22 protein-coding genes are annotated in these 25,311 nt (G+C 63.4%); 16 read left to right on the plus strand and 6 right to left on the minus strand.

Translation table 11 applies throughout. From position 1 onward, the window contains the following. Window positions 1-99: 99 nt before the first annotated feature. The 4 genes from Q0P52_RS10575 to Q0P52_RS10590 all read left to right on the plus strand — a co-directional run bounded on the left by Q0P52_RS10575 (window position 100) and on the right by Q0P52_RS10590 (window position 3,536). Window positions 100-1,242 carry a homoserine O-acetyltransferase gene (locus Q0P52_RS10575; protein ID WP_293761680.1) on the plus strand — a complete coding sequence of 381 codons (1,143 nt, stop codon included), beginning with the start codon at window positions 100-102 and terminating at the stop codon, window positions 1,240-1,242. Next, a complete protein-coding gene (metW, locus tag Q0P52_RS10580) occupies window positions 1,239-1,835 on the plus strand; it encodes a methionine biosynthesis protein MetW (protein WP_293761682.1) in 597 nt (198 codons plus the stop codon). Before Q0P52_RS10575 ends, metW begins: the two co-directional genes overlap by 4 nt. Window positions 1,836-1,914: 79 nt before the next feature. Continuing rightward, complete coding sequence (locus Q0P52_RS10585; protein WP_293761684.1) at window positions 1,915-3,198, plus strand: AmpG family muropeptide MFS transporter; 1,284 nt, start codon at window positions 1,915-1,917, stop codon at window positions 3,196-3,198. After that, window positions 3,195-3,536: an MliC family protein gene (locus Q0P52_RS10590; protein ID WP_293761686.1), complete on the plus strand. Its 342-nt coding sequence runs from the start codon at window positions 3,195-3,197 to the stop codon at window positions 3,534-3,536. Before Q0P52_RS10585 ends, Q0P52_RS10590 begins: the two co-directional genes overlap by 4 nt. A 156-nt stretch (window positions 3,537-3,692) precedes the next feature. Here Q0P52_RS10590 and Q0P52_RS10595 read toward each other — a convergent pair whose 3' ends face one another. Next, window positions 3,693-4,898 carry an MFS transporter gene (locus Q0P52_RS10595; protein WP_293761688.1) on the minus strand — a complete coding sequence of 402 codons (1,206 nt, stop codon included), beginning with the start codon at window positions 4,896-4,898 and terminating at the stop codon, window positions 3,693-3,695. Between the two features lie 187 nt (window positions 4,899-5,085). Between Q0P52_RS10595 and Q0P52_RS10600 the strand changes: the two genes are divergently transcribed. After that, a complete protein-coding gene (locus Q0P52_RS10600) occupies window positions 5,086-5,889 on the plus strand; it encodes a helix-turn-helix transcriptional regulator (protein ID WP_293761690.1) in 804 nt (267 codons plus the stop codon). 148 nt (window positions 5,890-6,037) lie between these two features. On the opposite strand, the gene asnB is transcribed toward Q0P52_RS10600, so the two are convergent. Both asnB and wrbA read right to left on the minus strand, forming a co-directional pair. Continuing rightward, window positions 6,038-7,894 carry an asparagine synthase (glutamine-hydrolyzing) gene (gene asnB / locus Q0P52_RS10605; RefSeq protein ID WP_293761692.1) on the minus strand — a complete coding sequence of 619 codons (1,857 nt, stop codon included), beginning with the start codon at window positions 7,892-7,894 and terminating at the stop codon, window positions 6,038-6,040. Window positions 7,895-7,990: 96 nt separating this feature from the next. Next, the gene (wrbA, locus tag Q0P52_RS10610; RefSeq protein WP_293761694.1) at window positions 7,991-8,593 is read right to left on the minus strand and encodes an NAD(P)H:quinone oxidoreductase; all 603 of its coding nucleotides are present in this window, start codon (window positions 8,591-8,593) and stop codon (window positions 7,991-7,993) included. Between wrbA and Q0P52_RS10615 the strand changes: the two genes are divergently transcribed. Continuing rightward, the gene (locus Q0P52_RS10615) at window positions 8,583-9,917 is read left to right on the plus strand and encodes a YihY family inner membrane protein (RefSeq protein WP_293813709.1); all 1,335 of its coding nucleotides are present in this window, start codon (window positions 8,583-8,585) and stop codon (window positions 9,915-9,917) included. The genes wrbA and Q0P52_RS10615 overlap by 11 nt on opposite strands. On the opposite strand, the gene Q0P52_RS10620 is transcribed toward Q0P52_RS10615, so the two are convergent. Both Q0P52_RS10620 and Q0P52_RS10625 read right to left on the minus strand, forming a co-directional pair. After that, on the minus strand, window positions 9,869-10,684 hold the full coding sequence (locus Q0P52_RS10620) for a DUF3025 domain-containing protein (protein ID WP_293761698.1): 816 nt from the start codon (window positions 10,682-10,684) through the stop codon (window positions 9,869-9,871). The genes Q0P52_RS10615 and Q0P52_RS10620 overlap by 49 nt on opposite strands. Before the next feature lie 38 nt (window positions 10,685-10,722). Further along, window positions 10,723-12,972: a diguanylate cyclase gene (locus Q0P52_RS10625; protein ID WP_293761700.1), complete on the minus strand. Its 2,250-nt coding sequence runs from the start codon at window positions 12,970-12,972 to the stop codon at window positions 10,723-10,725. A gap of 310 nt (window positions 12,973-13,282) precedes the next feature. Between Q0P52_RS10625 and cysG the strand changes: the two genes are divergently transcribed. The 10 genes from cysG (at window position 13,283) to msbA (ending at window position 24,681) form a co-directional block, all read left to right on the plus strand. Further along, window positions 13,283-14,734: a siroheme synthase CysG gene (gene cysG, locus Q0P52_RS10630; protein WP_293761702.1), complete on the plus strand. Its 1,452-nt coding sequence runs from the start codon at window positions 13,283-13,285 to the stop codon at window positions 14,732-14,734. 33 nt (window positions 14,735-14,767) lie between these two features. Further along, window positions 14,768-15,175, plus strand: a complete 408-nt coding sequence (locus Q0P52_RS10635) for a PTS fructose transporter subunit IIA (RefSeq protein WP_293761704.1) — start codon at window positions 14,768-14,770, stop codon at window positions 15,173-15,175. Then, window positions 15,162-15,431, plus strand: coding sequence for an HPr family phosphocarrier protein (locus Q0P52_RS10640; protein WP_293761706.1), 270 nt, complete (start codon window positions 15,162-15,164; stop codon window positions 15,429-15,431). Before Q0P52_RS10635 ends, Q0P52_RS10640 begins: the two co-directional genes overlap by 14 nt. Window positions 15,432-15,459: 28 nt before the next feature. Then, window positions 15,460-17,199 carry a phosphoenolpyruvate--protein phosphotransferase gene (ptsP, locus tag Q0P52_RS10645; RefSeq protein ID WP_293761708.1) on the plus strand — a complete coding sequence of 580 codons (1,740 nt, stop codon included), beginning with the start codon at window positions 15,460-15,462 and terminating at the stop codon, window positions 17,197-17,199. 105 nt (window positions 17,200-17,304) lie between these two features. Further along, complete coding sequence (locus tag Q0P52_RS10650; RefSeq protein WP_293761710.1) at window positions 17,305-18,426, plus strand: glycosyltransferase family 4 protein; 1,122 nt, start codon at window positions 17,305-17,307, stop codon at window positions 18,424-18,426. Between the two features lie 57 nt (window positions 18,427-18,483). Beyond that, a complete protein-coding gene (gene rfaQ / locus Q0P52_RS10655; RefSeq protein WP_293761712.1) occupies window positions 18,484-19,566 on the plus strand; it encodes a putative lipopolysaccharide heptosyltransferase III in 1,083 nt (360 codons plus the stop codon). After that, window positions 19,563-20,693 carry a glycosyltransferase family 9 protein gene (locus tag Q0P52_RS10660; protein ID WP_293761714.1) on the plus strand — a complete coding sequence of 377 codons (1,131 nt, stop codon included), beginning with the start codon at window positions 19,563-19,565 and terminating at the stop codon, window positions 20,691-20,693. The genes rfaQ and Q0P52_RS10660 overlap by 4 nt, the downstream gene beginning before the upstream one ends. Continuing rightward, the gene (locus tag Q0P52_RS10665) at window positions 20,680-22,020 is read left to right on the plus strand and encodes an O-antigen ligase family protein (protein WP_293761716.1); all 1,341 of its coding nucleotides are present in this window, start codon (window positions 20,680-20,682) and stop codon (window positions 22,018-22,020) included. Before Q0P52_RS10660 ends, Q0P52_RS10665 begins: the two co-directional genes overlap by 14 nt. Next, window positions 22,013-22,921 carry a hypothetical protein gene (locus Q0P52_RS10670; protein WP_293761718.1) on the plus strand — a complete coding sequence of 303 codons (909 nt, stop codon included), beginning with the start codon at window positions 22,013-22,015 and terminating at the stop codon, window positions 22,919-22,921. Before Q0P52_RS10665 ends, Q0P52_RS10670 begins: the two co-directional genes overlap by 8 nt. Window positions 22,922-22,932: 11 nt before the next feature. Continuing rightward, on the plus strand, window positions 22,933-24,681 hold the full coding sequence (gene msbA / locus Q0P52_RS10675) for a lipid A export permease/ATP-binding protein MsbA (RefSeq protein WP_293761720.1): 1,749 nt from the start codon (window positions 22,933-22,935) through the stop codon (window positions 24,679-24,681). Between the two features lie 80 nt (window positions 24,682-24,761). Here the strand turns inward: msbA and Q0P52_RS10680 are convergent, their stop codons facing one another. After that, a complete protein-coding gene (locus tag Q0P52_RS10680; protein ID WP_293761722.1) occupies window positions 24,762-25,193 on the minus strand; it encodes a pilus assembly protein FimV in 432 nt (143 codons plus the stop codon). Between the last annotated feature and the right edge of the window lie 118 nt (window positions 25,194-25,311).

A 25,311-nucleotide genomic window follows, 5' to 3' on the forward strand; every position in this document is an offset into this window, starting at 1 on the left:
CAAGCGATGATAGACCCCTTGCAGCCTATAGGAGGCTCCGCAGCGAGAAGGGCGGTCACCGTCCCCGGCGGAGTGAAATCAATAGAGGCCTTAATGCCCATGTCCGACAACCAACAATCGGTCGGCATCGTGGCGGCGCAGACTGCCGTCTTCGATACCCCGCTGACGCTGGCCAGCGGCACCGTGCTGTCTTCGTACGAGTTGCGCTACGAAACCTACGGCACGCTCAATGCCCGCGCCAGTAACGCCATCCTCATCTGCCACGCTCTGTCCGGCCACCACCACGTGGCCGGCCGCTATCATGCGGACGACAAGGCACCTGGCTGGTGGGACAACATGGTGGGCCCCGGCAAGCCCATCGATACCAACCGCTTTTTCGTGGTGGGCGTGAACAACCTCGGCGGCTGCCACGGCAGCACCGGGCCTTCCTCCATCAACCCCGATACCGGCAAACCCTGGGGCTCGGCCTTTCCGGTAGTGACGGTGCCCGATTGGGTAAACGCGCAGGCGCGGCTGGCCGAGCGCTTGGGCATCCGCCGCTGGGCGGCGGTGATCGGCGGCAGCCTCGGCGGCATGCAGGCCATGCAGTGGAGCATCGACTATCCCGAGCGGCTGGCCCATGCGCTGGTGATCGCCTCTGCGCCCAAGCTGTCGGCGCAGAACATCGCTTTCAACGATGTGGCCCGTCAGGCCATCATCACCGACCCGGATTTCCACGGCGGCGATTTTTATGCCGTGGAAGCCATTCCCCGTCGCGGCCTGCGCCTGGCGCGCATGCTGGGGCACATCACCTATCTGTCCGATGACGGCATGGGCGAGAAATTCGGCCGTATGCTGCGCAGCGGCGAGTATCAGTTCGGTTACGAAGTGGAGTTCGAGATCGAGTCCTATCTGCGTTATCAGGGCGACAAGTTCTCCGATTACTTCGACGCCAACACCTATCTGTTGATGACCAAGGCGCTGGATTATTTCGACCCGGCCCGTGATTTCGACGATGATCTCGCCGTCGCGTTGAGGCAGGCCAGCGCCCGCTTCATGGTGGCCAGCTTTACTTCCGACTGGCGCTTCGCGCCGGATCGCTCGCAGGAAATCGTCAAGGCGCTGGTGGAGGCCGATCGCGACGTGGTGTACGCCGAGATCGAGTCCGTACATGGTCACGACGCCTTCCTCATGACCGATCAACCTTATGTGGACTTGATGCGAGCCTATCTCAAGCGTGTGGCAGAGGAGGTGGGGGCATGAGTTCCACCCTTTCTCTGCGCGAAGATCTGCGGCTGATCGCCGACTGGGTGGCTCCCGACAGCCGGGTGCTGGACCTGGGTTGCGGCGACGGCGCCTTGCTGGCCTGGCTGGCGCGTCACAAATCGGTGCGCGGCTACGGCGTGGACCTGGACGTGGCCAATGTGGTGCGCTGCGTGGAAAACGGCGTCAACGCCGTGCAGGGCAACCTGGAAACCGGTCTGGCCGAATTCAACGACCTGCGTTTTGATCACGTGGTGCTGTCGCAAACCATCCAGGCCATGCACAACACCGAGCAGATCTTGCTGGAGATGCTGCGCGTAGGGCGCGAGGCCATTGTCACCTTCCCCAACTTCGGTTTTTGGGAAAACCGTTTGCAGATACTGCAAGGCCACATGCCGGTGTCGGAAACTATCCCCTACCAGTGGTACAACACGCCCAATATCCACTGGTGCATGCTGGGCGACTTCGAGGCGCTGTGCGCCAAGAACGGCATCAGCGTGCTGGAGCGGGTGGTGATGAACGAAGGCCGGCGCGTGCATCTCTTCCCCAATCTGCGCGGCAGTCTGGCCTTTTACCGGGTGGCGCGCCGCTGACCTTCGCTGTACAGCAAGCGGCGGCAGGTGGCACCATGCCCCCTGTCGCCGTTTTTTCTTCGGCCAACTCATTATTCTCATGACCGATCAGCAAGCCGTTTCCTGGCGCGAGGCCATTTTCTCCCGCAACATGCTTATCTGCGTGTTTACCGGGTTCGCCTCCGGCCTGCCGCTATACACCCTCATCAATCTGCTGCCGGCCTGGCTGCGCAGCGAAGGCGTAGATCTCAAATCCATCGGTCTGTTTGCCCTGATAGGCCTGCCTTACACCTGGAAATTCCTCTGGTCGCCGCTGATGGACCGCTTCGTGCCCCCGCTGTTGGGACGCCGGCGCGGCTGGATGCTGCTGACCCAGCTGGCGCTGCTGGGCGGACTGGCGCTGTTCAGCCGCTTCGATCCCAGGTTGAGCTTGCAGGGCATTGCCGCGCTGGCGGCGGTGGTGGCCTTCTTTTCCGCTAGCCAGGACATTGTGCTGGACGCGTACCGGCGCGAGATTCTCAGCGATGTGGAGCTGGGCTTGGGCAATACCATCCACATCAACGCCTACCGTCTGGCCGGGCTGGTGCCGGGATCGTTGTCGCTGATTCTGGCCGACCACATGAGCTGGTCGTCGGTGTTTCTCATTACCGCCTTGTTCATGCTGCCGGGCGTGTTGCTGACGCTGTGCGTCAGCGAGCCGGCGCTGGCCGCCGCGCCGCCGCGCACCTTGCGCGAGGCGGTAGTGGAGCCTTTCCACGAATTTCTCACTCGCCAGGGCTGGCGCAGCGCCGCCCTGATTCTGGGTTTCATCTTTCTCTACAAGCTGGGCGACAGCATGGCCACCGCGCTGGCCACGCCTTTCTATCTGGATATGGGCTTCGCCAAGTCGGAGATCGGTCTGGTGGCCAAGAACGCCGGGCTGTGGCCGGCGGTCATCGGCGGGCTGGTGGGCGGGGTATGGATGATCCGTCTCGGCATCAACCGCTCGCTCTGGCTGTTTGGCGTGGTGCAGGTATTGTCGATTCTGGGCTTTGCCTGGCTGGCGAGTTACGGCCGCTTTGCCGTTATCGGCCAGACCGAGCTGGCACGGCTGGCGCTGGTCATTGGTTTTGAAGCGCTGGGCGTGGGCTTGGGTACGGCGGCCTTCGTCGCCTATATTGCCCGCACCACGCATCCGGCCTATACCGCCACCCAGTTTGCGCTGTTCACCAGCCTGTCCGCCGTGCCGCGCACACTGGCCAACGCCGGTACGGGTTACATCGTGGCGGCGGTGGGATGGATGGACTTTTTCCTCATTTGCACATTGCTGGCCTTGCCGGGCATGCTGCTGCTGTTTAAGGTGGCGCCGTGGGGCGAGAGTGGACAGCAAGGGAGTCACTCGTGAAGAGATTGATGCTAATGATGGCGTTGCTGCCGGCTCTGGCGATGGCCGATGCGTCGGTGGCCAGCGATGCCGCCGCCAGTGGACCGGTGCTGCTGGCCAAGCATTATCAGTGCGCCGGCAAGCGAACGCTGGTGGTGGAGTACCCGGAAGACGGCGTGTCGGATGTGGTGCCCATCCGTGTGCACTGGAAGGGTGTGGGTTATCGTCTGGCGCGGGTGACCGGCGACCGTTACGTCAGCCAGCAACTGGTGTGGTGGCGCAAGGGCGATGAGGCCACGCTGACCACGCGCGGCGGGAGGGTGCTGGTGCGGGAGTGTCGTGCGGAGGCGGCGGAATAATATCCGCCAAGCACGCCGCAGAGCCGGCATCGGCTCAAGCTTTCCACGCGATTTTGTTGGGGGCTTCGGCCAAGCTTGGCCGGGCAAACTAGCCAAAACAAACGGGAACCTGCGGGTTCCCGTTTGTTTTGACAACAGCCAATGGCAAGCAAGGGCTCAGGCCTTGCGGTGCTTGCCCTGATGCAAGTCCGGCAATAGCACCGTGATCACCCCCAGCAAGGGCAGCCAGGCGCAGATTCGGTACACGGTTTCGATACCGTAGTGGTCGGCCAGTTGGCCCAGTACCGCCGCGCCGATGCCGCCAATGCCGAAGGCAAAGCCGAAGAACAGCCCGGACACCATGCCCACCTTGCCCGGCACCAGCTCCTGCGCATACACCAGAATCGCGGAGAAGGCGGAAGCCAGAATGAAGCCGATGACGAAGGACAGCACGCTGGTCCAGAACAGATCGGCATAGGGCAGCGCCAGCGTGAACGGCGCCACGCCGAGAATGGAGAACCAGATCACCCGCTTGCGGCCGATGGCGTCGCCGATGGGTCCGCCCAGCACCGTCCCCGCCGCCACGGCAAACAGGAAAATGAACAAATGCAGCTGCGCCGCCTGCACGCCCAGCCCGAAATGCTGCATCAGGTAGAAGGTGAAATAACTGGTGATGCTGGTCATGTAGAAATATTTGGAGAACACCAGCAGCACCAGCACCCCCAGGGTCAGCGCTACCCGGCCTCGGCTGAGATCCGGCGGCACGATAGGCTTGGCGGCCTTGGCGCTGCGCTGTTGATGACTGTACCAGGCGCCCACGCGCCACAGCACTGCCATGCCCAGCAGCGCGGCCAGCGAAAACCAGGCCAGGCTGGGTTGGCCGAAGGGATAGACCACCAGCGCCGCCAGCAGCGGGCCGGTGGCGGAGCCGGCGTTGCCGCCCACCTGGAACAGCGACTGCGCCAGCCCGTGCCGCCCGCCCGAGGCCATGCGCGCCACGCGGGACGATTCCGGATGGAAAATCGACGAGCCGGTGCCCACCAGCGCCGCCGCTGCCAGCAACATGGGGTAACTGCCCGCTTGCGACAGCAGCAACAGGCCGCACAGGGTGGAGCCCATGCCGAATACCAGCGAATACGGCAGCGGGTGCTTGTCGGTATACAGGCCCACCAGCGGTTGCAGCAGCGAGGCCGTGCACTGGTAGGTCAGGGTCATCAGGCCGATCTGGGCGAAACTGAGATGAAAGCCGCCCTTGAGCAGGGGGTAGATAGCCAGAATCAGCGATTGCAGCATGTCGTTGAGAAAATGGGTGAAGCTGATCGCACCCAGCACCCGGAAGCGGGTGTCTTGCGGCGCTGTGGCCGCTTGTGTGGCGCTGGTCATGGTGTGTGGATTCCTGAGTGGTGGGAAACAAGGCGCGCCGGCACCCATCCCGCTCCGCATTGCGCCTGTATCGTCTGCATCGGTGCGCGAGGGCAAGGTGGGATGTTGTTAACGGTTCTCAATGCTAACAAGCTCGTTTTTGTCTTTCCTGCGATAATGCGGCAATCATCTTTGTGAAAGGGGCGTTGTGGACCGCTTCACTCACCTGCATGAGTTTGACACCGGCATTGCGCCGGTAGTGGCCAAGGCCCGCGATTATCCGGCCGGCGAGGAGTCTCCGCGGCATGCCCATCCCACTGCCCAGCTGTTGTACGCGGTAGAGGGGGTGATGGTGGTGACGACCGAGTGGGGGCAGTGGATCGTGCCGCCCACGCGCGGCATCTGGTTGCCGATCCGTACCTGGCATCAGGTGCGCATGGTAACGCCGGTGCGCATGCGCACCGTGTATGTGCGCGCCGACAGTCTGGACGGTTTGCCGGAGCAGTGTCGGGTATTGGCCATTACGCCACTGATGCGCGAGCTGATCCTGGCCGCCATGAGCGTGCCCGTGCCGTATGACGCCGATTCCCGCGATGACCGCCTGATGCGGCTGTTGCTGGACGAAATCCGCACACTGCCCTCGCTGGCGCTGTCCTTGCCACGGCCCAGTTCCGCGCCCCTGCAAAACCTGTGCGACGCCATGTTGAGCCGGCTGGACGACGATACGTCGCTGGACGGCTGGGCGCGGCAGCTGGCCATGGATGCCCGCACGCTGCAGCGGCGCTTCCAGCGGGAAACGGGTTTGTCTTTCGGGCAGTGGCGGCGGCAGGCGCGGCTGATCGGCGCGCTGGAGAGGCTGGCGGCCGGGCGCAGCGTACTGGAGGTGGCGCTGGATCTGGGCTACGCCAGCCCCAGCGCCTTCGCCACCATGTTCAAGCGCGAGCTGGGCGCCTCGCCCAGCAGCTTCTTTGCCGTGCCGGAGCCGATGGACTATCCGGTGGTGCGGGAGTAGATGCGCAGCGGCGGCCCCTGAGGGTGTTGACGGATTTGCAAGCAAAGGCGAAGGTGGCGGACAAAGCGGCATGGCGCAAGGGACATGTGCGTTCTCTCGCCGCTTTCAGCGCCTTATCGGCATGGCGCAGCCAGTGCTTGGCCGGTTTTCAGGGCAACTGGCGGCGCAAACGGTCCAGCTGGCTGAGGCTCTCGTCGAGAATCAGCAGCTGCAGCAACTGCTCGGCCAGTTGTTTGGCGCCTTGCTGGTAGGCTTCGGCAAACCTGTCCACTGCCGCCGCATCCAGCAGGCCATCGCTCAGGCCGGACAGGCGCGCGCCAAGGCCGGCAATGCGCGGCGCGAGGCCGCCTTGCAGCCAGCCGTTGAGCGGCGGATTGAAGCCGCGTTTCTTGCGTTCGAAAAAGTCGGCGGGCAGCGCCTTGTGCATCAAAGGCCGGAAAATTTGCTTGGCGGGCCGGGTGTAGCGCAGGGCCGGCGGCGCGGCCAGCAGGGCTTGGTACAGCTGGTGATCCAGCAAGGGCGCTCGCCCTTCCAGGCCGTGCGCCATGGTGCACAGGTCGGATTTAGTCAGGATGTAATCCGGCAGATAGTTGGCGAAATCGATCGCCAGCAGGGTTTGCAGACCGGCAGGGCCGTCATGCGGCGCTGCGCCGTTGGGGTCGGCGTCGCGCCAGTAGCTCAGTCGCGCCAGCGGCTTGTCGCCCTGCAGATAGCGGCGCTGGCCCGGGGTGAGGCCGGAAAAGCGCAGCGCGTAGGCCTCTTCCCAGCGCATGGCCAGTTCCGCGGCCAGCTTGCCCTGTTTGCCGTCCAGCGAGGGGCGGATGCCCAGCGGCAAACGCAGGCCCTTGCGCCAGCGGGTGCGCAGATGCTTGCCGATGCGCTTGTAGCCGCCCAGCAGTTCATCGCCGCCATCGCCCACCAGCACCACTTTCACCGCCTGGCTGACCTGGCGCGCCAGATACCAAGTGGGGAAGCTGGAGGGGTCGGCAAAGGGCTGGTCCAGATCGGCGACGATGCGTTCGAAGTCGACGGACAGGTCTGCCGGCATGGTCACAGGCTGATTGCCCAGCCCCATGCGGCGGGCGGAGTCGGCGGCGTCGCCGGCTTCGTCCATGGGGGAGCCGGGAAAGGCGGCGGTAAAGGTGGTAAAGCCGGTGTAGCCCTGTTCGGCCAACCTGCTGGCCACCAGAGTGGAGTCAATGCCGCCGGACAGCAGTACGCCCAGCGGACGGTCCGCCACCGTGCGCATGGCGATGGCGCGATCCAGTTCCGCTTGCCAGTCCTGTTGCAGCGGCGCGGGTTGCCAGTAGCGGCGCTTGCTCAGGCGACGGGTAGCCAGATCAAACTCCAGGCAGTGGCCGTTTTCCAATCGCTGGATGTGGCGGAATACCGTCTGCGGCGAGGGGATGTAGCGATGGGCAAGGTAGGCGTCCAGCGCTTCCGGCAGGAAGTCGCGCTGACTGGCGGGCAGGAAGGGCAGCACGGCGCGCACCAGCGAGCCAAAGGCCAGATTGCCGTCTTGCAGGGCGTAGACCAGCGGCTTCTCGCCCATGCGGTCGCGCGCCAGATGCACTTTCTGGCTGTTCAGGTCGAGGATGGCGAAGGCGAACATGCCGCGCAGCCGTTGCAGGAGCGTGTCGATGCCCCAGGCTTCATAGGCGCGCAGGATGAATTCGGTGTCGGAATGGGTATTGAAGACCGCGCCCCCGGCTTCCAGCGCTTGCTTGTCGGCTTCCCAGTCGTAGACCTCGCCGTTGTAACAGATCCACACCGAGCCGTCGGCGTTGCCCATGGGCTGATTGGCGCAGGCGCGCAAGTCGATGATGGACAGGCGGGCGTGCAACAGGGCGTTGTGGATGGCGTCTTCGCCGGCCGGACGGCCTTCGCGGTCCAGCCGCAGCTGGTTGGAGGCGTCAGGACCGCGCCGGGCCAGTTCGGCCAACATGGCGTCGGCGGTGCTGGCGGCAACAGGGGTTTGCGAGAAAAAGCCGGCGATTCCACACATGATGTTCGTTCCACGGCGGGCGTTTGGCCCGGTTCAGATTCGGTAAGGCGAAGCGGCGGCAGTATCTGTTGGGGCCTGCCGCCTGTCAAACGCGGCTCAGGCGCGCTCGGCTGCCAGTTTGAGGGCCGCTTCGGCCAGACGCTTGCCCTGGGCGATGGCCAGTTTGCGTTCGTCCTCGGACAGCGGCCTGTCGTTCTGCACGCCGGCCACATGGCTGACGCCATAAGGCGTGCCGCCGGTCTGTGTGGCGGCCAGCTGCGGCTCGGAATAGGGTAGACCGACAATCAGCATGCCGTGATGCAGCAAGGGAATCATCATCGACAGCAGCGTGGATTCCTGCCCGCCGTGCAGCGAGGCGGAGCTGGTGAACACGCAGGCGGGCTTGCCGCTGAGTGCGCCGGCCATCCATTCGCCGCTGGTGCCGTCGATGAAGTATTTCAGCGCCGCGGCCATATTGCCGAAGCGGGTAGGGCTGCCCAGCGCCAGGCCAATGCATTCGGCCAGATCCTGTTTTTCCACATACGGCGCGCCCTCGGCGGGAATGTCGGCCGCCACGGCTTCGCACACCGTGGACACCTTGGGCACGGTGCGCAAACGGGCCTGACAGCCCGCCACGCTTTCAATGCCGCGAGCGATGAGGCGGGCCAGTTCGGCGGTGGCACCGTGCTGGCTGTAATAGAGAACAAGAATGTCGCGCATGATTCATCCGGATGCAGGAAACTGTCGGCATGATAAATCACTTCCGCCCGGCTGGCGCGGCGGCGGCCCCGCCGGCTTGCCTCAAGCCGCGTTTGCCTTTACCTTGCGCCAGATGAATCTGCCACAACGCTTCAACAATCCCCTCGGTTTCGCCGGCTTCGTGATGCGGCGCATGGGCTCGCACCGCCTGATGCAGGTGTCCGGCAGCCTTACCTTCACCACGTTGCTGGCGCTGGTGCCGCTGTTCACCATCGCGCTGACGGTGATTTCCGCGTTTCCGGTGTTTTCCGATTACAGCACACGCTTCAAGGTGATGCTGCTGTCCACGCTGGTGCCGGAGTTCGCCGGCAAGGTGATTTCCGTTTACATGCGCCAGTTTGCCGACAACGCCGAAAAGCTCACCGCCGCCGGCATTGTGATGCTGGGCGTCACCTCGCTGATGCTGATGGCCACCATCGAGCGCACCTTCAACAGCATCTGGAGCGTGCGGCGCGGCCGGCCCTGGGTGCAGCAAAGCATGGTGTACTGGACCGTGCTGACGCTGGGACCGCTGGTGCTGGGCGGCGGCCTGCTGGCCTGGCGCTGGCTGATCAAGCTGGCTCGCTTCGAGAAAACCATGCCGTTGTTGGCGGACATGGTGGAAGCGGGGGGCGCGGTCATTCTCACCGGCATGGTGCTGTCCCTGCTGTACCGCATCGTGCCCAACCGTTTCGTGCCCATCAAACATGCCTTGTGGGGCGCGCTGGTAACGGCGTTGCTGCTGGAAGCCACCAAGCTGGGCTTCGGTTACTACATTGGTCAGGTGGCCAATTACCAGCTGGTGTACGGCGCTTTCGCCAGCATTCCGATTTTCCTGCTCTGGGTGTACTGCCTGTGGATGGTGGTGCTGGCCGGTGCTGTGTTCACTGCTTGCCTTTCCTATTGGGAGGGCGATGCCTGGCGTCGGCGGATGGAGCCGCGCCGTCGTTTTCTGGACGCGGTGGAAGTGATGCTGATGCTGGATGCGGCGCAGGAAGAAGGCCGGCCGCTGTCGCCGGTGCAGATGCGCCAGCAGGTGAAGATAGGCTATGACGAGCTGGGCCTGGTACTGGATCGCCTTGCGCGACAGGGCTATGTGCAAAAAGGCCCGCGCGATGGCTGGGTGCTGATGAAGAAGCTGCCGGCGGTCACCTTGTCCGAGCTGTTCCAGCTGTTTGTCTACCGGGCCGATCTGGGCCGCGACGACGATATCGGGCAGGGCGTGGAAGAGCTGCTCGGCCCGGTGACCGAGCGGCTTCAGGATGTCACGCTGGACGACTTTGCCCGCCGAGTCGGGCGGAAGTAGTCGGTATTGTCGTAAAAGGCCGGGTCTTCGTTGTCCGGCCACCAGCCCGGAATGCCCAGCAAGGGCAGTGGCCATAATTCACGCGGCGACGCCAGCCAGGCGTCGTCGTCCAGCAGCGTCGCCAGTCGCCGGTCGAGTTCGGCCAACCTGGCACCGGCATCCAGTGCGAAGAAACTGTCTTCCACCGCCAGCGCCAGCGCTTTGCCGCACCAGCCAATGTGCGGCGCAAGACCCACTTCCCACAGCGCATGTCCCAGTGCAAACGGCTGGATGCGTCGTCCCCAGTCCGCTCTGTGGCGCAAAAACAGCGTGTGCCATTGCATATCGTCCAGTGCCTGCGTGAGAGCCGGGTCGCAGACAGCGACGATCAGGCCGCACTCATCCAGCAAGGTGGCGGCGTCGCGTCGCGGGCCGCGTTTGACCTCGCCTCGCTCAATGGCCCGCACATGGCGCGCGTTCAGCGCCGACTTGCTGCGCGGCCAGGCCAGCCAGGCCAGCGCGTTGAACCAGTCGTGCCAGTTGGCGTAGCGGGTGGGCACTTCGCCGGTGCCGCCGATGTGCATCTCGTAATAGGCGTCCGGTTCGAGGTCGCAGCAAAAACGCAGCTTGTCGGGCAGCGGACCAAGCCCGGCGGCGCGTGCTTCGGCCAACAAGCGGTCGTAGGCGGCCTGATCGGGCCAGTCCGGCAGCGTAGCGGGGTCGAACAGGCCCCGCAGGGGGTGATAGAGCGGGTGCGTCAGATAGCGGTTGTGCCAGTCGGCTTGCATGAGGGCGGGAGGGAAGTGGCGGCATGAAAGCCGCCATTTTACTGCAGGGCGAGGCTGTCGTCGTGGCACACCCGGTTGCGGCCGCTGTCCTTGGCCTGGTACAGCAATTTGTCGGCGCGTTTGAGCGCGTCTTCGATGCTGTCCCCCTCGCCGGTGAGCATGGTCAATCCCACGCTGACGGTGAAGCGGATTTGCTGGCCACTGTTTTCCACCGGTGTTTCCCCTACCGCTTCCCGCAGCCGTTCGGCCACTTGTACCGCCTGTTCCGGTCGCGTGTTGACCAGCACGGCGGCAAACTCCTCACCGCCCAGCCGGCCGGCAAGATCCGAGCCGCGCAGCACTTCGCGGCACACGGCGGCAAAGCGGGCGATCACCGTGTCGCCGGCGGCATGGCCGTAACGGTCGTTGATGCCCTTGAAGCGGTCCAGATCCATCATCAGCACCGCCAGCGGCTGCTGATAACGCTGGCTGCGGCGCAGTTCGTGTTCTGCCAGTTCCAGGAATTGGCGGCGATTGTGCATGCCGGTCAGGCTGTCCTGCGTGGCCAAGCGATAGAGTTGTCGCTCGTGCGTGTCGCGTTGCAGGGCAATGGACGTGATGTGCGAGCTGCGGTACACCAGACGCATTTCGTCCGGGCTGGGGGTGCGCGGCGTCGGGTAGTAAATGGCGAAAGTGCCGAGCAATTTGCGGTCGGTATTGAAGATGGGCGTGGACCAGCAGGCGCGCAAGCCGAAGGGCAGCACCACGTCGGCGTAGTTTTTCCATAGCGGGCTGGTGGCGATGTCCTCCACGATGATGGTGCGCTTCCACCAGGCGGCGGTGCCGCAAGAGCCCACCTCGGGGCCGATACCGATACCTTCTATCAAGGCCAGATAGCCGGGCGGCAGCTGTTTGCCGGAGGCTACGCGCAGATGCTGTCCGCTGTCGTCCAGCAACATCACCGAACACATACCGTCGGCCAACTGTGTCTCTATCATGGCGCAGATTTGCGCCAGCACGTCAGCCAGCGGCTGGTTGGCCACAATCATTTCCATCACGGCATTTTCCTCGCTGAGCAGGCGGCGCGCCAGCAGGGTATCGGTGATTTCCCGGTCTACCGTCAAAATGCTGGTCAGGGTGCCGTTGACGTCGAACTCCGGAAACAGCCGTGTTTCGAAAATGAAGCGCCGGCTGGGCAGCGCCACTTCCAGCTCGAAGCTGCGCGGCTCCCAGGTTTGCATCAGCTGGCGGCATTCGTCGATGAAGTGCGCGACCGTGCTGTCCGGCCAGCCTTTTTCACTGATGTGCTTGCCAATATGCTCGTCCCGCACCAGCGGCGAGTAACGGCCAATGCTGCGGTTGATGAACTGGCACCGCAGGTCCAGATCGTAGCGGGCGATGATATCGGTGGAGTTGTCCACCAGCGTGCGGAATTCCTGTTCGCGCTTGCGCATTGCCGCTTCGGCCAACTTGCGCGAGGTGATGGCCTGGCACAAGGACACGACTTCCATCGCATCATCGCCGCGCTCAGGCAGCCGCAGGCGTTGCTCGATCCACTCCCAGTGCTCCTGTTGGTGACGCAGACGGTATTCCAGGCATACCTGCCGCTCCGCCGCTGCTTGCGGGGCGATGAGCGCGTTTTCCAGGATGGGCCGATCATCGGGATGCAGCAGCGCCATCCAGTCGGCCAGCGGCATCTCGTCGCAATCTGAAGGCAGTCCGAGCAGATTGTGCAGCGCTTGCGGCGAGCAGCGCACCACGCGTTTGTCCAGATCGAAGCGCACGAGGCCCAGGCGCGCGCCCTGCAGCGTCCCCTGCAGATGCTGGTAATCCAGCAGTTGACGGCGGCTGGCGGAGACATCGCGCAACAGCAACAGCATGACCCGGCTGCTGCCCGGCAGCAAGATGAGGTTGATCACTGCATGGGGACGGGTGGGCGTGCTCATCGGGCTGTCGATGGCGTTGCCCATGGCGATGCGGCGATGCAGGATGTCTGCGCACAAGGCAGCCGGCAGGCCTGTGTCTTTCAGATGTTCGGGCAGGGTATCCCATAGCTGCAGACAACCCTTGCCGTGCGCCAGAATCTGTCCGTCCTCGGCCACTACGATCAGCGCGGCATCGGTTTGTCGCGCGCTGAAGCACAAGGACGCTGTCTTGCGCTTATGGTAATGACGGCGCATCAGCGTCGCACCAAGCCAGATGCCGGCCGCCATTGTCGAGAGGGCCGCTGCCTGCCAGTCGCCGGGCAGGTGGCCGTTATCGGTTGCCAGCGCCAGCGGCGCGGACAGCAGCCCGGTCAGGCATGCCATCCCCCTGCTTGTGTATCCGTATTGTTTCACCCGCGCACCCGCTATTGATGTTGCGGCCTCCGTTCCTGTTTTGCGGAGGCTCTTCCGAACGCTGTTCAATGCCGCGCCGACAAGGGCGAAACGGCAGGAGAACCGGCTGTGCGCAAGGCACGGCCCCGCTTCTGCGCCGTGGTCGGCTTTGCACAGGTTCTCAGATCATCATGGCATTTTGTCGGGCGTTTGTACTGATGAAAATCACAAGCGGCGCGGCTTTGACGTCGTATTTGCGCAACATTTCCAGTATGCTGACGCGATTGTCGCGGAGTGCCTCATGGATTTCTTTCCCATCTTCCTGAAGCTGCAGGAAGCCCCCTGTCTGGTTGTCGGCGGCGGCGAAGTCGCCTTGCGCAAAGTGCGTTTGCTGCAGGCTGCCGGCGCGCGCCTGACCGTGGTCGCGCCGCAGCTGGCGCCCGAACTGGCCGGCATGGCCGACGCGGGCGCGCTGACGTGGCGTGAAGGCGTATTCGAGGCTGATATGGCGGCCGGGCAGAGGCTGGTGGTGGCCGCCACCAACCAGCGCGAGGTCAACCGGGCGGTGTCCGACGCCGCGCAGGCGCTGGGCATCCCGGTAAATGTGGTTGATGATCCCGAGCTGTCCACCTACATCACGCCCGCCATTGTCGACCGCTCGCCGCTGGTGATCGCCGTTTCCACCGGCGGCGGTGTGCCGGTGCTGGCGCGTCTGGTGCGGGCGAGGCTGGAAAGCCTGATTCCCGCCGGTTTCGGCCAACTGGCGCGTTTCGCCGCCGGTTTCCGCGACCGGGTCAAGGCGCGGTTTGGCGAGGTGGAAGCCCGCCGCGCGTTCTGGGAGTCGGTGCTGGAAGGCCCGTTGGCCGAAGCCGTGATGAACGGCGACGAGAGCATGGCGCGCCAGGACATGGAGCGCAGGTTGGCCGAAGCGGACGATCGTCCGTCCGGCGCGGTGTATCTGGTGGGCGCGGGGCCGGGCAATCCCGACTTGCTGACCTTTCGCGCCCTGCGGCTGATGCAACAGGCCGATGCGGTGTTGTTCGACAACCTTGTGGCGCCGGAGCTTCTGGAGTTGGTACGGCGCGACGCCGAGCGCATTCATGTGGGTAAATCCCGCGCCAACCATACCCTGCCGCAGGAAGACATCAATTTGCTGATGGTGCGGCTGGCCAAGGAGGGCCGCCGGGTGCTGCGGCTGAAGGGCGGCGACCCGTTCACCTTCGGGCGCGGTGGGGAGGAAATTGAAACCCTGGCGGAACACGGCGTGCCTTTCGAAGTGGTGCCGGGCATCACGTCGGCCAACGGCGCGGCCAGTTATGCCGGCATTCCGCTCACCCATCGTGATCACGCCCAGTCGGTCACCTTTGTCACCGGCCACAAAAAAGACGGCAGCATCAGCCTGGACTGGCCTGCGCTGACCCGGCCCGACCAGACCGTGGTGGTGTACATGGGGCTGACCATGGCCGGCGAGTTGTGCGAGGCCTTCATTCACAACGGCAAGCCAGCCGATACGCCGGCGGCGGTGGTGGAATGGGCGACCACGGCGCGCCAACGTACCGTGGTGGGCACACTGAGCACCTTGCCGGCACTGATTTCCGCTTATGATGTGGCTTCACCCGCATTGATCATCATCGGCAGCGTGGTGTCGCTGGCCGGCAAACTCAGCTGGTACCGGCGCATTGAAAACGAGCCTGTTACAATAGCGGTCCCGGACGCGGCTTCCGCACCGACCGGGAATCAGGGTAGGGTGTAAATAAACAAGAACGGACAACAAGAAGACAGAGGCATGGTTGGCGTATTACTGATTTCTCATTACAACCTGGGCGACGCCTTGCGCGACTGCGCCAGACACATTCTGGGCCGCGACCCGGAAAATCTGGCCGTGATGAGCGTGGACAAGGCCGAGGACCCGGACCTCAAGCTGGCTGAAGCAGCCCGTTTGGTGGCCGGTCTGGAACAGGGAGACGGCGTGGTGGTGCTGACCGACATGTACGGCGGCACGCCCTCCAATATTGCCAGCCGACTCATCAACCCGGGCAAGGTGGAGGCCGTTGCCGGCGTCAGCCTGCCCATGCTGGTGCGCGCGCTCAGTTACAGCAGCCAGCCGCTTGAGATTGTGGTCAGCAAGGCCATCACCGGCGGCCTGGAAGGCGTGCTTTACATCATCCCAGGGGACGGCAATGTTGCGCGTTGAAATACAGATCATCAATAAGCTCGGCCTGCATGCGCGGGCGTCCAGCAAATTCACCCAACTGGCCAGCCAGTTCAAGAGCGATATCGGCATTGCCCGCAACGGCCGCCGCGTCAACGGCAAGAGCATCATGGGCGTCATGATGCTGGCGGCCGCCAAGGGCGCCACGGTGGAGCTGGACGTGAGCGGCGCGGACGAAGAACAAGCCATGGCGGCGCTGACGGCGCTGATCAACAACCGGTTCGACGAAGCCGAATAAGCGCGGCCGGCAAGGGAGGATAGGCGCGATGAACATCATCCTGCATGGAGTCGCCATCGGCGGCGGCATCGCCATCGGCCGCGCCCATCTCATCTCCCACAGCATGGACGATGTGGCCCACTACTCGCTGGAAGATCACGAGATCGCGGCCGAAGTCACCCGTTTCGACGACGCGGTGCGCGCCACCCGCAAAGAGCTGGAAATGCTCTGGGGCAGTATTCCGGAAAACGCGCCCGCCGAACTGGGCGCGTTTTTGTCCCTGCACATCATGCTGCTGGGCGACGTCACCATCTCGCGCGAACCGCGCGACATCATCGAAAAGCAGGCCTGCAACGCCGAGTGGGCGCTGAAGCTACAATGCGACCAGCTGGTGGAGCAGTTCGACGCCATCGAAGAAGACTACCTGCGCGAGCGCAAGAACGACGTGCTGCAAGTGGTGGAGCGCATCTTCAAGAATCTGGATGGTCACGCGCCGCAACTGCCGGCGCCGGGCGATTTGCTGGAAGATACCATTCTGGTGGCGCACGACCTGTCGCCGGCCGACATGGCCTATTTCAAGGATTCCAACTTCGCCGCCTTTGTCACCGATGTGGGCGGCACCACTTCGCACACCGCGATTCTGGGCCGCAGCCTCGACCTGCCGTCGGTCATCGCCCTGCACCAGGCGCGGGAGCTGGTTCGTGAGGACGAACAGATCATCGTCGACGGCCAGCAGGGCGTGCTGATCGTCAATCCCGACGAGCTGGTGCTCAATGAGTACCGCCGCCGCCAGCGCGCCTGGCGCGACGCTCGCCGCAAATTGTCCTCCATCCGCAAGTCCAGCGCCCAGACCAAGGACGGCACGCCGGTGGAGCTGCTGGCCAACATCGAACTGCCAAAGGACGTCGACGACGTGCGCGATTCCGGCGCGGTGGGCGTGGGCCTGTTTCGCAGCGAGTTTCTCTTCCTCGGCCGCGACACCCTGCCCACCGAAGATGAGCAGTTCGAGTCCTACCGCACGGTGGCCGAGGCGCTCAAAGGCCAGCCGGTCACCATCCGCACCATGGATTTGGGCGCGGACAAGAACCCCAAGTGGCTGAACCACGATGTGGCCGACAATCCGGCGCTGGGCCTGACCGGCATCCGGCTGTGCCTGGCCGAGCCGCTGATGTTCCGCGCCCAACTGCGCGCGTTGTTGCGGGCCTCGGTGTTCGGCAAGATCAAGATCCTGTTCCCGATGGTGAACTCTCTGGGCGAATTGAAGCAGGCCATCGCCCAGGTGGAGTACGCCAAGCAAGAGCTGAAGGAGGAAGGCCAGAGGTTTGCCGAAGACGTGGAAGTGGGCGCCATGATCGAAATCCCCTCCGCCGCGCTAGTGGTGGGCAGCTTCCTCAAGCATGTGGATTTTCTTTCCATCGGCACCAACGACCTGATTCAGTACACACTGGCCATCGACCGCAACGACGATTCGGTCAGCCATCTGTACGATCCAGTGCACCCGGCGGTGCTCAAGCTCATCCTGCACACCATCCGCACCGGCATCAAAGGCAATGTGCCGGTGTCCGTCTGCGGCGAAATGGCCGGTGACCCGCGCCTGACGCGACTGCTGCTGGCCATGGGCTTGCGCAAGTTTTCCATGCACCCGTCCAGCCTGCTGTCGGTGAAGCAGGTGGTGCTCAATACCCATCTGGACGACATCGCCCCGATTGCGGGACGCATGCTGCGTTCGGAAGACCCTGATAAAATCGCCGATCTTTTGCAATTGCTGAATGCCGGTCCGGGTGACTGATCCGCTGGCTTTCCCGGCCTTCCCAAACGGCAGCTGCCTTGCAGTCTGCCGTTTGGCGTTCTATCGCCCCCGCAGCATCACATCCGTCAGGAGCGTCGTTTTCGCATGACCCGTCTCGCCATCGTCAGACAGAAATACAATCCCGCAGGGGGCGCGGAGCGCTTCGTCAGCCGCGCACTGACTGCGCTGCGCGAGCAGGGCGGGCTGGAGGTGTCGCTGATTGCCCGCAAATGGGAGCAGGTGGACGGCATTCGCGCTTTGCTGATCAGCCCCTTTTACCTGGGCAGCCTGTGGCGGGACTGGAGTTTTGCCCGCGCTGCGCGCCGGCTGTGGACGCGCGAGGGTTTCGATCTGGTGCAATCGCACGAGCGCATTCCCGGCTGCGACATCTTCCGCGCCGGCGATGGCGTGCACCGCCGCTGGTTGCAGCTGCGCCGTCGTCATCTCTCCGCCTGGGGCCGTTTCGCCTTGTGGTGCAACCCTTACCACCACTATGTGCAGCGCGCCGAGGCCGCCATGTTCCGCCATCCGCGCATGCGGCTGGTGATTTGCAATTCCGAGATGGTGAAACGGGAAATCCAGCAGGACTTTGGTCTGCCGGACGAACGTTTCGCCGTGGTGTACAACGGCGTGGACACTAGCGCTTTCCATCCCGATCTCAGCCGCCATCGCGCCGCCATGCGCGCCCAGTGGCATGTGTCGGAAGCCGCGCCGCTGCTGGTGTATGTCGGTTCCGGCTTTGAGCGCAAGGGCGTGGCCCGCGCGCTGGAGCAGTTGCGGCGCTTGCCCGAGCTGCACCTGGTAGTGGTGGGGCACGACAAGCGCGCCGGGCGTTACCAACGGTTGGCCGAAGCGCTGGGCGTGGCGCAACGGGTGCGTTTTGTCGGCGCGCAGAAGGATGTCAAACCCTTCTATGGCATGGCGGATGCCTTTATCCTGCCTACGCTGTATGATCCCTTTCCCAATGTGTGCGTCGAGGCGATGGCCGCCGGTTTGCCGGTTTTCACCAGTGATACCTGCGGCGCTGCCGAGTTTGTCGCGGACGGCGTCAACGGCTGGGTGGCGAGCGTCGCCGAGCCGGACAAATGGCAACTGGGCTTGCAAGCCTGGCTGGCCGACCGCGAGCGCTGGCCCGCCTGGCGGGCCGCCGCCCGGGAGGCGGCCGAGCCGCTGACGCTCAGCGCCATGGCCGCGCTGATGCTCCGACATTATCAGGCCTTGCTGTGATGACCCCGCGTCAGGCAACGCAGGCCTACTGAATGAACGGCTTTGGCCGACAGAAACATGAGTCAAGACCAGATCGACCTTTCCCAAGTCCGGCGCGCGCTGATCATCAAACTGCGCCACCACGGCGATGTTCTGCTGACCTCGCCGGTGTTCTCCGCGCTCAAGGCGCAAGCGCCGGCTATGGAGGTCGACGCGCTGGTATACCGCGACACGCAGGAAATGCTCACGCTGCACCCCGCCATCCGTGAGGTGCACACCATCGACCGCCACTGGAAGAAATTGGGCCCCTTCGGCCAACTTCGCGCCGAGTGGGCGCTGTTGTCCCGGTTGCGCGCGCGCGATTACGATCTGGTGATCACGCTCACCGAACACAATCGCGGCGCCTGGTATGCGCGCCTCTTGGGCGCGCGCTGGCGCGTGGGGCCGGACGGCGGCTATGGCCGTTTCTTCCGCAAGAGTTTCACCCATCGCTACCTGCAAGTGCCGGGCAACCGCCGCCACACCATCGAGATCCATCTGGATGCGCTGCGTCGCATCGGCGCGCATCCGGCGGAAGCCGAGCGCGAGCTGACGTTGGTGCCTGGCCACAATGCCGAAGCCACTTTCGCCGCCAAGCTCGACAAGCTGGGTTTGCGCGCCGGCGAGTACGTGCTGGTGCATCCCACGTCCCGTTGGCTATTCAAGAGCTGGCCGGCCGCCAATATGGCCCAATTGGTGGACAGGCTGACTGCCGCCGGACGCAAAGTGCTGCTCACCGCCGCGCCCAGCCCGGAGGAAATGGCCATGCTGGCGGACATCCAGTCGCGCCTGACGCGGCCGGTGGCCAGTCTGGCCGGCGAGCTAAGCCTGAAAGAGCTGGCTGCCGCCATTGACCAGGCGCGGCTCTACATCGGCGTGGACTCGGTGCCCATGCACATCGCCTCGGCAATGAAAACCCCCTGCGTGGCGCTGTTCGGCCCGTCCGGCGATATCGAATGGGGACCGTGGCGGGTGCCGCACCGCGTGGTATCGCTGACCATGCCCTGCCGGCCGTGTGGCAACGCCGGTTGCGGCGGTGGTTGGCGCAGCGAATGCATTGAGCGCATCGGCGTGGATCAGGTGTGGCAAGCGGTGGACGCGGTGTGGGAGGAGAGCGCATGAAGAAGCAGCGTCGCTTGCCCGGTCGTTTGCTGATTTTCGCCGCGCTGTTGTGCCGCTTGCCCTGGCAGTGGCTGCGGCGGCGTCCCGCGGAAGAGACAGTACGGCGTATTCTGGTGCTGCATCAGTTTTTGCTGGGCGACGCCTTGATGGCCACCAGCCTGTTGGCCAAACTGCGCGAGCGTTACCCTGCCGCCCAGATCGTGCTGGCCTGCCCGCAGGGGCAGGTGAGCCTGTACCGCAGCCGGCCCTATGGTGTTGAGGCCATCGGCTGGCATCCCCGCGATTTCGCCTCGGTGCGCCGCTTGTTCGCCATGCCGCGTTTTGACCTCGCCTTTCTGAGCGGAGAGAACCGCTTGTCCTTTCTGGCGCGGGCCATCGGCGCGCGCTGGATCATCGGCTTTGCCGACGAAGCACCGGCCTACAAGAACTGGCTGTTGGACGAAGCCATCCCGTACAGCCCGGTGCCTGAATCCTGGACTGATACCGCCTCCAGCCTGGTAGCGGGGCCGGATCCCAAGCCCTTCAGTCTTGCCGACTGGCCGCTGGATGAAGTCAGCCTCCCGGTCTTCGGCCAACCTTATGTCGTGCTGCATGTCGGCGCGAGTTCGCCTACCCGTTACTGGCCTGCCGACAACTGGCGGGCGCTGGCCACCCGCATTCGCGCCAGGGGACTGACCCTAGTCTGGTCCTGCGGGCCCGGCGAAGAGCGCTTGGTGGACGAGATCGGTCCTGAGCCGGAGGACGCGACAATGGCGGGCTGTCTCAGTCTGGTGCAATTGCGTGCATTGCTGCACGGCGCGCGCGCCGCGGTTTGCCCGGACACCGGCGTAGCGCACCTGGCCAAGATTGCCGCTGCGCCGCAAGTGATGCTGTTCGGCCCGGGCAGTGAAACCCTGTTCGGCGCCAGCCGTTTTTTCAGCGCCACCCCCTGTCTGGGCGTAGGCCCGGCCTGGTTTCCCTGCCGCATCCAGCGCGATATGCATTACCGTCAGACCGACTGGGCAATGCGCTGCTATCGCACTGTGGGCGCCGGGGAAGGACAGTGCCGCAAGCCGCAGTGCATGGCGGTGACAAGGCCTGACGATGTCATGAACGTATTGGAGGAGTTGCTGAATGAGTCTGCCTGACTTCGGCAAACCGGCGTTGCGCTGGAATGATTACCTGGTGGCGGCGCTGAGTCTGGTATTCCTGACGCTGGCCAGCGTGTCGCACACCATCGCTTTGCGCTATACGATTCTGGTGCTGTTGCTGGGGTTTGCAGCGCTGGAGCGCCACAGTGTTCAACGCCTGTGGCGCGAGCAGCAGGCTCCTCTGCTGGCCGTGTGGGGCTTTCTTGCCTATGCCTTGCTGCACACATTTCTCTTGTCGCACTGGTTCAATCGCTCTATTGGCGAGTTCTACAATCAGCTGCTGGTAGGTGGTTTATGGTTTACCGCCGGCCTGATCCTGTTCCGCCGTTGGCGGGGCCTTTCAGTGGCGGACATGGTGATTCTGGCTGGCGTTATGCTGGCCAGCGTAGAGCTGGCGCATGGTCTGGTTTCACTGGTGACGACAGGCGTATGGCCGTTTGCGGAGACTTTCACCACGGATACCAAGCTGGAATTCACCTTTTTCATGAATTTTGTGCTGGGTTTTATTGCAGCGGTATTCTGCTTCGGCAATGCGGGGGGGCCGCGTTTCAGCCGGCTGCCCAAGTGGCTGCTGATACTGGGTGCGCTGATCATTTTGCTTGCCAGCGTGAGAGCGGGCGCGCGCAACGGGATGATCGGCATGGTGTATCTGGTGTTGTCGATCTTCATTATCTATACGGTGTTCGAAGGTTTTCGCTTTGGCTGGAAGCGGACCTTGACCATCGCTTCCTTGCTCTTGGTTGGTATTGTCGGCGTTATCGCTTTCGCCATTCATCAGGACAGCCGCAACAAGGCGTTTTTCGAATCCGTCGACGCCGGCTGGCACTACCAGCGGACTGAAGCGTGGTTGCGCATTGCCCCTTTGCCGAACATGAGCAATGGTCAGCCGGTGGACGGCTCCGCCTACGAGCGCGTGGCCTGGATTCATAGCGGGCTGGATCTGATTCGCGACAATCCGCTGGGTTACGGTTTTGCCCGCAATACCTTCGGTTTGGCACTGCAATACAAGGGCTACCATCCCAATACCGTGGCGCACAGCCATAGCGGTTTCATCGATTTCGGCATTGGTCTCGGACTGATCGGCGTCCTGTTGTGGGCGGCGCTGTGCCTGGTGTTCATTTACCGCGGCTTTCGCGCCTTCCGCAGCCGCAAGGATGCGTTGGGTCTGGCGCTGATGCTGGTCACTGCCGGCTATCTGGGGCGGATGATGATGGAAAGCATCAATAAGGACCATATGTTGCACATTTTCCTGTTTACCGCCGGCGCGGTGCTGGCCGAACTGGCATTGCGCGGCGAAGCGAGCGAGGTCAAGCGCGATGCGTGATCTGGCCAAATACACCCTGCCCGAGTGGCTGCAGGCTTTGCCCTTGTCGGACGCCTGGAAGCAAACACGCAATGATGTCTGGCAGGCTTTTTACAATGGCAAGCCGGCGCAGGGGCTGGAGGCTTTCCTCGCACAGGCGACTGGGCGTCATCTGGGTCTGGTGGTGGCTTTCGAGCAACCCTGGGCGCTCAACTGGCAATTGTCGCTGGCGGCGAAAAATGTGCCTGGGCTGCAAATGCTGGTGTTCGACAACTCGCGCGAAGCCGCGATGCGCGAGCGCATTGCCGAGGTTTGCCGAAGCCATGGCGTGGCCTATCTGAGCCTGCCGCCGGGCAAGACCCGGCACGTTAACCGCTCGCATGGGCTGGCCATGAACTGGATTTACCGTAATGTGGTGTTGCGCCTGCAGCCGGATAGCTTCATGTTCATCGATCACGACATGATTCCGGTGCTGCCCAATCCCTATCCCGCACAGGTGGCGGAGCAGCCCATCTATGGGCGTTACAATTCGGCCAAACCCTGGTCCTGGCAGTTCTGGGCCGGCTATTGCGCCTTCCGTTTTGATTTCGCGCAGGGCCGCCGCATCAATTTCATGTACGACTTTGGCAACGATCTGGATACCGGCGGCCGCAACTGGCCATCGGTGTACCGTCATTTCCAGCCCGGGTCGCTGCGCATGGCCGCGCATGAGTTTGTCCCGGTTACCGACCCCGTCACCGGGGAAGCCGCCACTGTGGAAATGGTGGATGGCAGCTGGTTCCACATCGGCGGCATCAGCTACAACAATACCTTCCAGAAGAAGTCGGAATTGTGCGAGCATCTGGCCGCCGCGCTGGAGCAAGGCGCAGACTGGACCGATCTTTGTCCCGCCATGCGGCCCGACGCTTCGGCCAACGTTTAACGGAATACCTCATGAACCAACATAATTGGCGCATCTACCGCCGTCTGCTTGGCTATCTGTGGCAGTACTGGAAGGTTTTCCTGCTGTCGCTGGTTTCCATGACCATCGCCGCGCTGACCGAACCGGCCTTTGCCCGCCTGATGAAACCGCTGATAGACGGCGGCTTTGTCGATAAAGACCCCAAAGTGATTGTCTGGGTGCCGCTGGCCATTGTGGGCGTGTTTGTCGCGCGCGGCATTTCCAGCTTCATCAATGAATACACGTCAAGCTGGCTGGCCGGGCATCTGGTGCAGCAATTGCGGCGGGAGATGTTTGCCAAGATGCTGCGCTTACCGGTGCATTATTACGCCGACAATCAGTCCGGCCGCCTGGTGTCGCGTATTTCCTTCGATGTGAACCAGGTGACCGAGGCCGGCTTCAATATCATTACCGTTACCGTCAAGGATGGCGTCACCGCTATCAGTCTCCTGGCCTGGTTGCTGTGGATAGACTGGCAGTTGACGCTGATCTGTCTGCTGGTGCTGCCCATTGTGACGGTTTGCATGCGTATCGTGGCCAAGCGCTTGCGCAGTCTGGCGCTGGAGAACCAGCAGCATATGGCGGACCTGACGCAAATTCTGGGCGAGGCCGTTGATTGTCAGAAGGTGATCAAGGTTTACGGCGGCGAATCCTACGAAGAGCAGCGCTTCAATGAGGCAGCGCTGTCCATTCGCCGCAATGCGGTCAAGCAAAGCGCCGCCAGTTCGGCTAACACCGGCGTCACCCAATTGATGATTGCCTGTGCGCTGGCCGCCATCCTGTACTTTGCCGCCATGCGCGCCCAGCATGGCGCGTTTACCGCCGGTGATTTCATGTCCTTCCTCACGGCCATGATGCTGCTGTTTGCACCGGTGAAGCGCATCACCGGCATCTCGCAAGCCATGCAGCGGGGTCTGGCGGCGGCGGAAAGCGTGTTCCAGTTTCTGGATGAACCGGGCGAGCCCGACACGGGCGCCCGCGCCATGCCGGCCACCTCGGGCCGCCTGGCGTTCAATGCGGTCAGCTTCCGCTACCCTCAGGCCGAGCGACAGATTCTCAACAATATCAATCTGGCGGTCGCCCCCGGCGAAACCGTCGCGCTGGTAGGCTCCTCCGGCAGCGGCAAGACGACACTGGTCAGCCTCATCCCGCGCTTCTACGAGCCGCAGGCCGGTCTTATCACCCTGGACGACGTGCCGCTGGCGGACATCCCCCTGCGCGATCTGCGTCGGCACATCGCGCTGGTGAGTCAGGACGTGGTGCTGTTCAACGATAGCGTGGCTGCGAATATCGCTTACGGCCTGCAACGCGGCGTGTCGCGCGAGCAGGTGGTGGAAGCGGCTCGCGCCGCCAATGCGCTGGAGTTCATTGAGGCGATGCCGCAAGGTTTCGATACCCTGATCGGCGAAAACGGCGTACGTCTGTCCGGTGGCCAGCGCCAGCGCCTGGCCATCGCCCGCGCCTTGCTGAAGAACGCGCCGCTGTTGATTCTGGACGAGGCTACGTCTGCGCTGGATACGCAGTCCGAGCGGCTGGTGCAGGCGGCGCTGGAAAACCTGATGAAAGATCGCACCACGATTGTGATTGCGCACCGGCTTTCCACTATCGAGAACGCGGATCGCATCATCGTGATGCATCAGGGGGAGATCGCGGAGGCGGGAACCCATCGCCAGTTGATCGAGCAAAACGGCCTGTATGCGCGCTTGCACAGCCTGCAGTTTGCCGAAGCGGCGGAAGGCTGAGCGGAACAAGGCGTTCAGACAAAGAAAAACGGCCGCGCTGCTTTGGCAGGCGGCCGTTTTTCATGGGTATCCGGCGAGGTTCAGGCCTTGGCGGCGAACAGGGGATCCTGCGGGGCCAGGCGTCGACCGTTCTCCTGAATGGTGTGCCAGACCGGCTGGTCTTTCACTTGATGCTGCACATCGCGTGCCAATGAGCAGTAGGCCTTGCTGTCGCTGCTGGACGAATAGGCGCGCAGCAGAGCCACCTTGGCAGCCAGATTGTCCGGTTCGTCGCGCAGCGCGTCTTTCAGTACGCGCACGGCGTCCCGGTTTCGGCCATAGGCCAGAAATACTTCCGCTTCCCCTACCGGATCAATGCCGCGAGCGCGCGGCTTCTTGTATGTCGCTTTCCGCCAGGCACTACGCAACCCGTAGTAGCCCGCCATCAAGCCAAAACTTGCCGTCATTGCCGTGAGTATTTCCACTGCGCTTCCCTCCAGGACTCTCGATGTTGTTTGCTTGGTGTTATCCATCGATTATTCGGCGGGTTGATTATTGCGGCAATCCGTAGAAATCCTTAACAAAATAATTAGGACAAGCGGTTTGTGAGAATACGACAGAAGCCCCCGCTTGCGGAGGCTTCCTGGAGGG

The organism is uncultured Aquitalea sp., assembly GCF_945957525.1.
GTDB lineage: Bacteria > Pseudomonadota > Gammaproteobacteria > Burkholderiales > Chromobacteriaceae > Aquitalea.